Annotated in this window: 5 protein-coding genes; 4 read left to right on the plus strand and 1 reads right to left on the minus strand. The window is 68.5% G+C overall.

The annotated features are described in order from the left end of the window. Positions 1-187: 187 nt before the first annotated feature. From AB0K35_RS26560 to AB0K35_RS26570, 3 genes are all read left to right on the plus strand, one after another. A complete protein-coding gene (locus AB0K35_RS26560) occupies positions 188-3,082 on the plus strand; it encodes an AAA family ATPase (protein WP_363888500.1) in 2,895 nt (964 codons plus the stop codon). 80 nt (positions 3,083-3,162) lie between these two features. Next, positions 3,163-3,333: a hypothetical protein gene (locus AB0K35_RS26565; protein ID WP_363888503.1), complete on the plus strand. Its 171-nt coding sequence runs from the start codon at positions 3,163-3,165 to the stop codon at positions 3,331-3,333. Between the two features lie 14 nt (positions 3,334-3,347). Beyond that, positions 3,348-9,536 (plus strand): S8 family serine peptidase, encoded by a 6,189-nt coding sequence (locus AB0K35_RS26570; RefSeq protein WP_363888506.1) that lies wholly within the window; start codon positions 3,348-3,350, stop codon positions 9,534-9,536. Positions 9,537-9,933: 397 nt separating this feature from the next. Here AB0K35_RS26570 and AB0K35_RS26575 read toward each other — a convergent pair whose 3' ends face one another. Next, the gene (locus tag AB0K35_RS26575) at positions 9,934-10,764 is read right to left on the minus strand and encodes a TIGR02452 family protein (protein WP_238672605.1); all 831 of its coding nucleotides are present in this window, start codon (positions 10,762-10,764) and stop codon (positions 9,934-9,936) included. Positions 10,765-11,079: 315 nt separating this feature from the next. Here AB0K35_RS26575 and AB0K35_RS26580 point away from each other — a divergent pair, with 315 nt between their 5' ends. Beyond that, positions 11,080-12,381, plus strand: coding sequence for a pentapeptide repeat-containing protein (locus AB0K35_RS26580; protein WP_238672607.1), 1,302 nt, complete (start codon positions 11,080-11,082; stop codon positions 12,379-12,381). The last annotated feature ends 16 nt before the right edge of the window (positions 12,382-12,397 follow it).

A 12,397-nucleotide genomic window follows, 5' to 3' on the forward strand; every position in this document is an offset into this window, starting at 1 on the left:
ACAAGTTATGCTATTTCGGACATTTGGGATGAGGTGAGTATCGTTCGGCACTCCGACTGGGGACCGCGCAACCCGAGTCGCCGGGATGGCACTTGTGCCCGAGCGCCGGAAAGCGAGATCATCACGCATGCTCGACCCCTCGCCCGAGGACGACGGGACTTCACCGACGGTCTCTACGCCGCATTTCGTGGGTCGTGATCGAGAGATGACGGCGCTTCGGGGCGCCCTGGCCCGGCCACCGGCGATCGTGCTGGTGGAGGGCGAGGCGGGGATCGGAAAGAGCCGACTGCTGCGCGAGTGGTTGGCCGCACCGGACCAGCGCACCGCCCTGGTCTCGGTGTGCCCACCGCTTCGCGAGTCGCTGACGTTGGGGCCGATCGTCGACGCGTTCCGTGGGATCGACCACCCGGTGTCGCGATTGCGGCTGACCGAACTCGCGGGCGCGCTACGACCCCTGTTTCCCGAATGGTCCTCGGACCTGCCGCCCGCACTGCAACCCCTGGGCGACGCGAAGGCGGCACGGCATCGCCTGTTCCGGGCCCTGGACGAGCTGCTCCGGGCTCAGCGTGTCGACGTTCTCGTGCTGGAGGACGCCCACTGGGCCGACGAGGTGACCCTGGAGTTCCTGCTGTTCCTCACCTCCCGACAGCAGTCGGACGGGCCCAGCCTCGTCATCTCCTACCGGCCGGAGGAGGTGGACGTCGGATCGCTGTTGCTGCGGCTGACCTCCCGGTTGCCCGCCGGCGTGACCCAGCTGAGGATCGCCCTGGCGCCGATGCGACCCGACGACACGGCAGCTCTGGTGTCGTCGATGCTGGACGGCAACCCGATATCGCAGGAGTTCACGACGTTCATGCACGAGCGGACCGGTGGCGTTCCGCTGGCGCTGGAGGAATCGGTTCGCCTCATGTGCGACCGGGGCGACCTCGTCTTCCGCGACGGGCAGTGGGTCCGGCTGAAGCTGCGCGAGCTACAGGTACCGCCGACGGTGCGCGACTCCACCCGGGAGCGGGTGGGCCGTCTGTCGCCGACGGCGCAGCAGGTGCTGCGAGCCGCGGCCACGTTGGCTCAGCGGTCATCGGTGGCGACGGTCGCGGTGACCGCCGGCCTGACCCCAGCTGCGTGTCGCGGCGCCATCGCGGAGGCGGCCGAGGCCGGCATTCTGGACGGAGACGACCGCGGCCAGTGGCGATTCCGCCATGTGCTGGCCGCCACCGCCGTCTACGAAGCGATCCCGTTGACCGACCGAAGACACTTCCACCTGCTGGCCGGCCGGGCGTTGGAGGACATCCAACCGCCGCCCGTGGCACGCCTCGCCCACCACTTCCGTGAGGCGGGCGAGACGCAGTCCTGGGCCCGGTACGCCGAGCAGAGCGCCGAACTCTCCATCGCCTCGGGTGACCACACCAAGGCGGTGAACCTGCTGGTCGACCTGTTGTCGTGGGCCGTGTTGCCGCCGGCGGATCGGGCCCGGGTAGCGCGCATCGCCGGGGTTGCCGCACTGGGCCGCCGTGAACCGGTCGACGAGGTCTACCACCGCGTGATCCGTACCCTGCGCTCGGTGCTGGAGACCCCCGGTCTCTCCGCCCGCCAGCAGGCCGAGATCCGCAACCCCCTGGGTCGGCTCCTGATCACCGGAGGCGAGGCGCAGGCCGCACTCAGCGAGCTGGAGCAGGCGGTGGCCAACCTCGACCATGACCCGGTCGAGGCGGCTCGGGCAATGACCTATCTGGGATGGGCGTACGCGGGACCGTGGCCGGCGTCGACCCATCGGCGTTGGCTGGATCGCGCCGCCGAGCTCACCGCCGAATCCGATTCTCCCGCCGAACGGCTGAACCTGGCCGGTAACCGAGCCGCGGCGTTGCTGATGCTCGGCGAGGAGGAGGCCTGGGACGTCGTTGCCGACCTGCCCACCGACGGCGGGACCTCGGCGGCGCGTCTCGACGTGGCCCGCATCCACGCGAATGTCGGGACCGGCGCGCTGCTCTGGGGTCGGTACGCCGACGCGGACACACACCTCGCCGTGGCAATGCGCCTTGCCGAGGCCGAGCAGGCGTCCCGGTTGCTGCACAACGTCCGCCTCGAACAGGCCAACCTGGCGTGGTTCACCGGCCGGTGGGAGGGTCTGGCCGAGCGAGGCGCGGCACTCGCCGATGCCGACCGCGACCGGCCGGCGCACTACCTCGGCAGCATTCGGCTCGCCGCCCGGCTGGCAGCCGCAGCCGGACGGCGGCGCGCCGCGGAGGAGCAGTTCCGGCTGGTCCTTGAGGAGTCTGCCCGTCTCGGCGCGGCCGACGACACGATGGAGGCCGCTGCCGCGCTGGCCAGACTGTGGCTGACGGACGGAAACAGCGGCCGAGCGCTACAGATCACGAACGAGCCGATGGAAACCGTTCGGAGAAAGGGCATCTGGGTCTGGGCGACCGACCTCGTCCCCGCCCGGATCGAGGCGCACCTCGCCGTGGGCGACCTCAAGGCCGCGAGCCGCCTGGGCGACCAGTTCGCCAGAGGACTGCGTGGCCGTACGGCGCCTGCGCCTCGCGCCGCCCTCACCGTCTGCCGTGCCCTGCTGGCCGCCGCTGCCGGAAACCACGCCCGGGCGGCGACGGCGTACGACCGGGCAGCGCGCGCCTGGAGCGCGTTGCCGCGCCCCTACGACGTCATGCTCGCCCGCGAGCGTCAAGCCGAGGCGCTGATCGCGCAGGGTCAGATCGAACAGGGTCGAGAGCTGCTGGGCGCACAGTACGAGCAACTGTTCAGGCTCGGCGCCCGCGGCGATGCCGACCGTGTCGCACAACGGCTTCGCGAACACGGCGCCGAGGTTCCACGATTGTGGCGCGGCGGCCGACGGGGGTACGGCGACCAGCTCTCACCGCGCGAACTCGACGTGGTTCAGCTTGTTGTCGCCGGCAAGACGAACCGGGAGATCAGCCGGATCCTGGCCAAGTCGCCGGCCACTGTGGACCAACAGCTGCGTGCGGCGATGCGCAAGTTGAAGGTGACCTCCCGGACCGCGCTCGCGGTCAAGGCGGTGGAGGCTGGAGTGTTCGCCGAAGAGGACTCCCTCCACGACGCGTCGTGAAAATTGACGTATCCGCTGGATAGCGAAGGCCGCTCGGCCACCAGAGCATGAGCTCATGATCCATAGACGTAGGGCAGTTCATGCCTGAGCGACCTGCCGCGCCGGACGACTCCGCCATCGAGCACCAGCCACCACCCGAGCTGTCGCGCGAGCCGCGCGTCAATGGTGCCCACCCCCGCGACGTCCACGAGGCCCGTGACGTCCGCGACGCCGACGAGCACGAGAGCCACGACCCCTACCAACCCCTGTAGGACAAAGGACCCCCATGAGACTCAAAGCCCTCGCGGCAACGCTTGCCGTAGCGGTCGGCCTGAGCATGATCCAGCCAACACCGGCGTCCGCCGCCGAGCCGGATTCCGGCGCGGCCGCCAACAAGATCGCGTCGAACCTGAAGGACCGGTTCCGCTCGGAGCCGGCCTCCGACTTCTGGATCACCTTCGACACCAAACCCGACCTCGGGCCGGCGAAGAAGATCGCCGACTGGAACGCTCGCGGTCAGTTCGTCCACCAGGCGCTGACCGCAGCGGCGAAGGACTCCCTGGCATCCGTCTCCACCGAACTCGACCGGGCAGGTGTCAAATACACCTCCTACCCGATCGCCAACACCGTGCTCGTCAAGGGTGGCACCGAAAAGCTCGCCCTGAACGTGGCCTCGAAGGTGCAGGTCGCGGAGATCCACGCGACGCCGCAGGTCGCGCTGGTCGAGCCCGTGGACGAGAAGATCCCAGCTGACCAGGCCACACGCCCCGCCGCCCCGAAGGCCGCCGCCGAGGCAGGCACCGTCTCGTGGGGTCTGGACGCCATCCACGCCCCGCAGGCGTGGGCCATGGGCGCCACCGGTGCGGGCATCACCGTGTCCAACCTCGACTCGGGCGTCCAATTCGACCACCCCGCCCTGATGCGGCAGTACCGCGGCACGAAGCCCGACGGCACCGTCGACCACAACTACAACTGGATGGCCACCCGGGGCACGTGCGCTGACGCACCGTGCGACGACAACGGACACGGCACGCACACCATGGGCACCATGGTCGGCGACGACGGCACCAACCACGTCGGCGTCGCCCCGGACGCGCAGTGGATCGCGACGAACGGCTGCTGCGACAGCAGCGGCGTCGAATCGCTGCTGCGCTCCGGCTGGTGGCTGCTCGCCCCGACCGACGTCCGGGGGAACAACCCCGACCCGTCCAAGCGCCCCCACATCATCAACAACTCGTGGGGCCAGACCGTCGAGCACAGCTTCGACGACTTCTTCCAGGCCATCGACGAGGCCTGGACCGCCGCGGGTATCTTCAGCGTCTGGTCATCGGGCAACACCGTGCCCTACGCGGCCTGCGACACCGTCTCCTCGCCCGGCTCGGCCGAGAGCGCCTACTCCGTCGGCGCGTACTCGTCGGACGGCACGCTCGCGTCGTTCTCCCGCAAGGGCGAGGGTGAGGGTGGTCGGATCAAGCCCGAGATTTCCGCTCCGGGGGACGCTGTCCGGTCGTCCTACCCGAACGACAGCTACGTCGAGATGTCCGGCACCTCGATGGCGTCACCCCACGTCGCCGGGGCCGCCGCGGCGCTGTGGAGCTACGACCCGACCCTGATCGGGCAGGTCGAGGAGACCCGCCGCCTGCTCGCCGCGTCGGCCGTCGACGTCGACGACACCGAGTGTGGCGGCACCGCTGCCTTCAACAACATGTACGGCGAAGGCCGGCTCGACCTCGTCCGCCTGCTTGAGCTGGCACCCCGCACGGGCGGCACCCTGACCGGTGTCGTCACCGCCAACGGCGCCCCCGTCCCCGCCGCCGACGTGACGATCAGCGGACCGTTCAGCCGGTCGATCGGAACCGACAAGGACGGCCGGTTCACCACGAACCTTCCGGCCGGTGACTACCAGCTCAGCACCAAGGTCTTCGGCTACCTGACCGCGACCGCCAACGTCACTGTCACCCTCGGCCAGGACACCTCCGTCAAGCTGCCGCTCACGGCCGCCACGAGGCACGACATCAGCGGCCGGGTCGTCGACGACAAGAAGCAGCCCGTCGGGAACGCCGACGTCACAGTCATGAACACGCCACTGAAGCCGGTACGCACGGATGCCAACGGCGCGTTCACGATCACCGCTGTGCCCGAGGGCGGCTACAAGCTGAACGTCGAGCCCAACGCCTGCTTCTCGCCGAAGACCGTGCCGCTGACCGTCGGCGCGCAGAACGAGTCGACCGAGATCCCCGTCGGGCTCGTCGTCGACAAGGGCGGCTACAGCTGCGCTGTCTCCGAAGGTGAGTACCTGCGCGGCACCGACCCGGTCACCTTCACCAGCGGCGTGTGGGCGACGGTCAAGCTGCCGTTCCCGATCGCGCTCTACAACGGCAGCCACGACACCCTCGGCGTCGGCCTGCGCGGCGTGATCTCCCCGGACACCAGCACCGGACCGGGCAGCGGCGGTGCGGGCATCTTCCCGTTCTACGTCCAGACCCCCGTCGAGTTCGCCCCCGGCGGCGGAGTCTTCACGGCAGCCACCAAGGTCAACGGCGAGGACGCGTTCGTCGTCGAGTACCGCAACGCCAAGCTCTGGGCCTATCCCGACCGATCGGAGTACACGGAGCCGGTCAACTTCTCGGCCACGCTCACCCGCTCCGGCACGGTGATCTTCGGGTACGGCGACGGCGTCGGTGCCGACGACCCGGTGACCGCCGGCGCGCACGCCGTCACCGGCATCCAGGGCTGGGCCGGCGTCGACGGCATCCGGTTCTCCGACAGCGCCCCGGTGCTGCGCGACGGGATGACCGTCACCTACGACATGCCGGACTTCGGGTACCTCGACGCGACCGTCGTCGACCAGAACGACGGACAGCCGGTGGCCGGGGCCAAGGTCTCCTTCACGAACAAGGTGGGGCTCGTCGAGACCGTCACGACCACCGCGACGGGCATCGTGCACCGTCAGCTTCCGGTCGGCGACTACACCATGACGGTCGACGCGCCGAACTACACCACCGCGGCGTACCCCTTCTCCCTCGACAGGCTCTACGCGAGCGCCAAGATCGACGCGCGTCTGACCACGGGTGCCGCCGGCCTGAAGGCCGACGGACTCGACGCGCTGTTGGGCACCGACCAGAACGGTGCGGGCTCACTGACGCTGACCAACAACGGGTCCGCCCCCCTCACGTACAACCTGGGCGAGGCCGCGCGCCACCCCGACCTGGACGCCACCGGCGCCACCGGACGCACTGGGAAGGGCGCGGACAGCACGATCGACCTCGCCGCGTGGAAGGCCGGTGCGAGCGGCATGAAGCCGTCGAACGTCGACGGCAAGGCCGCGACGAAGAGCACGGCGGAGGCACAGGCGGCCGCCAAGGTCGGCCCGACCGCCGGCGGTGACGTCATCACCCGGATCGCCATCCCCGGCACGATCGCGGAGAAGGAGCCCTCCGGCATCGGGTACGACGGCGACGTCTGGGTCCACGACTACATCGAGCGGACCAACACCGCCTACACGGTGACGGGCAAGCCGACCGGGAAGGTCTTCGACGCGTCGTGGAACCCCGCGTACCGGGCGTTCGACATGGCGTTGGACACCAAGACCGGCGACATGTGCCAGATGGAGGACAGCCCGGCCAGCTACATCCACTGCTTCGACCGGCAGACCGGGAAGGAGACCCGGCAGATCAAGGGTGACTGGTCCACGCTGCAGCTGACCGGCCTCGCCTACAACCCGACCCAGGACGTGTTCTACGTCGGCGGCCGGGCGAACGGCATGATCGGGACGGTCGCCGGGACGTCGCACGACAACGCGGGTGCGCTGCTGTCCTTCTGCACCCCGCCGCTGCCCGAGGTGATGGGTCTGGCCTACAACCAGGCGTCAGACACCATCTGGTACACCGACCTCACGTCGAACCGGCCCACCCGCCTGCTGCAGGTCGACCCCGACGACTGCTCGCTGGTGAACGCGTGGTGGTTCCCCGGCCAGAAGGTGGGCCAGGGCGGCGGCCTCGAAACCGATGCGACCGGAGCGCTGTGGGCGGCGGACCAGATCGCCGATGACGTCGTGCTGGTCGACGTCGAGGACGACCTGATCACCGACCTGCCGTGGCTGGCGCTCTCCTCGACCGGCGGCACCCTCGCCCCGGGCGAGTCGGCCACCGTCAAGGTCTCCATCTCCTCGAAGGACGCCAAACCGGGAGTCCTCGGCGCGAACATCGTGGTGCGATCCGACTCCGGACGCCAGTCCAAGACCTACGTCCCGGTGACGCTCACGACCACGAAGTACCAGGTCGGTGTCAACGCCGGCGGCTCGAAGTTCACCGACGGCTCCGGCTACACCTGGTCCGCCGACCAGGCCGCCGGCAAGACGGCGTGGGGCTACGAGGGGAAGACGAAGGTCGCCTCCACGAAGGCCGGCATCGACGGCACGACGGACGACGCCCTGTTCCAGTCGCAGCGCACCACGCCGGACAGGCAGTTGTTCTACCGCTTCCCCGACGCGCCCAAGGGCACCTACGCGATCGACTTCGGGTTCGCCGAGATCGACAAGGTGGCCAAGGGCAAGCGGGTGTTCGACGTCCTCGTGAACGGAGCACTGACCGAGTACGCGTACGACCCGGCAGCGGCCGTGGGGCCGAACACCGCCGACTGGCGCACCGCCGCGGTGCAGCACGAGGGCGGACCGCTGACCGTGGAGCTGCGGGGCTCGAAGGGTCTGAAGGCCCCGACCATCGCCGCGCTGCGCGTGACGCTCGACCCGCGCGCAGACGCGGCGGAGCCGGAGCCCCAGCCCGAGCAGCCGGAGCCGGGCCCCGTGCCGGTGGCCCCCGCCGGTCGCTCGTACGCGATGAAGGTGACTGACGGGCTCTACCGTCAGGGCACGGAGGAGTCCGGGTGGCACGGCGATGACCTCTGCGGCGTGCTGTGGTTCGACACCAGCTTCCTGTTCCCGTTCTACGACACCGCCTGGGACGGGGTGTGCGTGACGACGAACGGCACGCTGACCTTCGACCGCGCCAACACGTCGGGAGGCAACACGGCACTGCCCACGTCCAGTCCGATCGACGCGATCTATCCGTTCTGGGACGACCTCATCGTCGACGACGAGGCCGGCATCTACTTCGGCAGGACCGAGGTGGACGGCCTGGCGGCCGAGGTCATCGAGTGGCGCAACGTCGCCTTCTACAACGACGCGACGGCTCGCGTGAGCTTCTCGGTCACCCTGATCGCCGACGGACGAATCCAGATCGGGTACGGCGACGGCGTCGGCGGCGACAACCCCCTGACCCGGGGGTCGTCGGCGACGGTCGGTGTGGAGAGTCTGACGCGCAACCCCGCGGGCCAGCACTCCTTCAACCAACCGGTCCTGAAGGCCGGTCTGGGGCTGGAGTACACCCTTCCGGCCGCGGGCACGATCGAGGGCACGGTCACCGACAAGAACGACGGCAAGCCGATCGAGGGCGCGATCGTCACGCTCAAGGGACCGGCCGGTGACCGGGTCATCACGACCGACGTGAAGGGCCGGTGGAAGGCCCAGGCGCTGGTCGGCGAGAACACCGTGCAGGTCGAGTCGCCGAACTACGTCACCGCCAGCCGCCCCGTGACCATCACCAGGAAGGACCAGGCCGAGGTGGTCGACACGGCGTTGACCACTGGCATCGCCACCGTCACCGGAGCCGACTTCGACTGGCTCCTCGACAAGGGCCAGAAGGCGACGGCCGACGTGACAGTGGCCAACACCGGCTCCGCCCCGCTCGAGGTGCGGCTCAGCGAGCAGAAGCGCACCAGCGACGGCGGGCACGAGGCCGCGGACCTTCCGTGGCTGACCCTCGCGGGTGCGGCCGCAACCGGCACTGTCACGCTCGCGGCCGGGGAGTCCACCACGGTCAGGGCGACGGCCGACAACGCCGGCGTCGAGCCCGGTCTGCTCCTCGGGGACGTGCTCGTGGCGTCGAACGCCGGCAAGGGTGAGACCCAGCTCAAGTCGGTCCGCCTGGCGACCTCGGCCTACTGGCAGGGCGTCGACGTGGGCGGGTCCGGGCACGTCGGTGCCGACGGCTTCGTCTGGTCGCCCGACCAGGAACTCGGCAAGCGGTCGTGGGGCTACGTCGGCGGCAAGGCGCGTAACACCAAGGCCGACATCGCCGGCACGGAGGACGACGCGCTGTTGCGCACCCAACGGACCGGCGAGACGTTCAGCTACGTGTTCAAGAACGCCCCCGCCGGAAAGTACCGGATCGGTCTCGACTTCGCCGAGATCGAGAAGGTCAAGGCCGGCAAGCGTGCCTTCGATGTCCTGGTCGACGGCAAGCCCGTGCTCCACGACCACGACGTGCAGGCGAAGGTGGGTGCGCTGACCGCGGACCTCAACACTGTCACCGTCGAGCACACCGGTGGCGACCTGACGATCGAACTGCTCCGGGAGAAGGGCGAGGGCGACCCGATCCTCAACGCCCTGAAGGTCCAACAGGACCCGCGCCTGTGAGCTAGCCACACCGCATCACCCGGCAGTGGTCGGAGCCTCCGTGGAAAGGATCGCGGAGGCTCCGACCACGACTACCGACGTATGCTCACCGGACACGAGGCGGCATAGATGGATCATTGTCGGTGGCATCTTCGCCGCATGTGTGGTGATCGTGACGGTCGCATTTCTTCGGTTCGCGGCTCCCGGGTGGCGCCAACTCGCGCGGCGGCCGTGGCCGCCCACGTCACCGCCCTCCAAGACCGCGATCGCGGAAAGCTTGCCGAACTCGCGGATCCTCACACCGACTCGTCGGCTGAGATCAGCCGGCGACGCACCGAACTCGGTGGCGGTGGCCTGCCGCTCTTGCCTGCCCGCAATCCTCAGGTCGGAGCGTACGGCCGGTCCAGGGGCCGTTCGATCAGACGTGGTCTCCCGCCGATTCCCCTGCAGATCCTGGGAAACGTGCAGCGAACGTGCGATAGACGGGTGCGCCGGGCAGGCCATCGTGGATGGCGAACACCACGTGGTCGAATCGGTCGATCATCTGCAGTGCGTCGGCGAATGCGCCCGCCACGGTGACGGGATCGTTGCGGAACACCCCGCACCCCCACGCGCCCAACACAAGAGTCCGATGCCCGTGCGCGGCGGCGACCTCCAGCACCCGCCGGGCGCGACGGGCCAGTATCGTCGGCACATCGGCGGCATGCTCGGGCTGGTTGCGGAGGATCGCGCCCAGGTTCGGTGCCGCAGCCGTCAGGAAGGACGTCGAGTACGGCTGGTCAAGCAGGTTGCCGCTATCGTCGCGAAACACCGGCACGCTCGGGGAGTAGATGATCCGGTCGCTGTATCGCAGATCCAACTGTCGCCGATGGAACGCGTAGAACTCCGGTGCGGAAAGTAGACACGGGTACAGCGCCGATGAGCGAGCGATGCTCTCCTCCTGCGCCTTCGCCCCACTCAGGAACCCGCCGCCCGGGTTCTTCGCCGACGCGAACACCAGGCATGCCGCACCCGGCCCAAGCCGGTGGGCCGCCTGCAACGTCGACTCGTCCGTCACCTTCACCTTGCCCGCGCCAGACCCCGGTTCTCCCACGGGAAGCACCTCGTCTGGCAGGTGATGACGCGTGCCAGCGACCGCGGCACCGACGACTCCGCCGATGACAACCTCATCTCCGGCGCTGTTGCGATAGCTTCCCGACTCGGCGATCGCGACCGTCTGTCGAGCAATCTCGCGAAGATTGCCACTCACCTGATGCGCCCACATGCACCAGTACCAGTGATCTGCACGGTGACACGCTAGGCAGTCCCGCGCCGACCGGGCAACCAATTAGTGATCCCGGTTGGTGTAGCCGTACTGCGCGGTCAACTGGCGGTGCGCGGCTACGGACCTGACGACAGTCAACATGCGGCGGGCCGACGACCGTTATCGGCATCGCCAACGCCACACGAGCTGACCGTCCACCCGCGACAGCCGCAGCACTTCACGCTGCCCAGTGGTTGGGCCGAGGTCATTGCCGCCGAACACTGCGTGGGAAAGTGGCCCCTCGGGCAGATGCGGAGGGCCATGGCAGAGCAACGGATACGCGGCGTGCGTCCCTGGGTATGGGCAGTTGGCGGCTTCGTGGGTGGGCTCCTGCTCGCGTTCGCGCTTGTGGTGGGTCCGTGGCTACTCACCCGATACCCTCATCAGGGACTGACCGCCGAGCAGAAGCTCAAGGCCAGGAATGACGTACGGACTACGCTTGTGCAGGCTTTAGCCGGACTTGCCGTGGCCGGCGGTCTCGTTGTCACATACAGCACCTATCGCCAGAACCAGCGTGATCAAGCGGACCGGCGGATTGAGCAAGACCGATCACATGGGCTCAGCGTCGCCAGGCATGTCAACGACCTCTACATGAAGGCGATCGAGCAGCTCGGTCATGCCCAAGCGCCGGTTCGGCTCGGTGCCCTTTACTCCTTGGCGCAGCTCGCTCAGGCCAACCCGGGACAGCGGCAGACCGTGGTCGACGTGATGTGCGCCTACTTGCGCATGCCCTACTCGGTCGCGGGTCCAGCTACGCCGGCCGCCACCGAGGAGCACGCGCAGCAACTTCAAGTGCGTCTGACTGCGCAACGCCTCCTCGTGGACCACCTCTGTCTCCCCCGGGATGTATCTGCTGCGGACGCCAGACGCGCGCAGCATCGGGCTCCATCTGAGGACGACGTCTTCTGGCCTGGCATCAGTCTGGACTTGACCGGCGCATCTCTCGTCGACTGTGACTTCGCCGGGTTGTCGGTCCTCGGGGCAGTCTTCGACCGGGCAAGATTTACAGCATCCACGATCTTCAACGACGCCACCTTCTTCGGCTTCGCGGGGTTCCGCGGTGCAAGCTTCGAGGAGGAAGCCGTGTTCGACAAGGCGACCTTCGCCGGCCACACCGACTTCCGTGGAGCGACCTTCGTGGAAGCTGGCTTCGTCAGTGCAAACTTCCATGACGGTGTCTGGTTCGACAAAGCAGTTTTCAAGGTCGACGTCAACCTTGCCTACAGCTGCTACGGCGGCTATGCCGTGTTCAGAGAGGTCGCCTTCAACGGCGGTGCCTGGTTTGATATGGCCCACTTCAGTGATAGCGCAACATTCGAAGGGGCCACCTTCAGCGGTGGAGTCTCATTCCAATCCGATGCCCTCCTGGATGCCATGTTCAACGACGCGCGGGTACTGCCGCCGAGCGACGAGTACCTCGAAAGCGGCCGCGACGTCGACCGGGAATGGCCACCTGGATGGACCGTTCAGCCGGATGAAGACGACCGTAACCGCGGTACGTTGGTTCGCCTGCAGCCCAACCAGCCATCCGAGGTGATGCAGATGCCAATCACGGACCCATGACGCACTGATCTGGGCG

The organism is Micromonospora sp. NPDC053740 (assembly GCF_040677775.1).
GTDB lineage: Bacteria > Actinomycetota > Actinomycetes > Mycobacteriales > Micromonosporaceae > Micromonospora > Micromonospora alfalfae.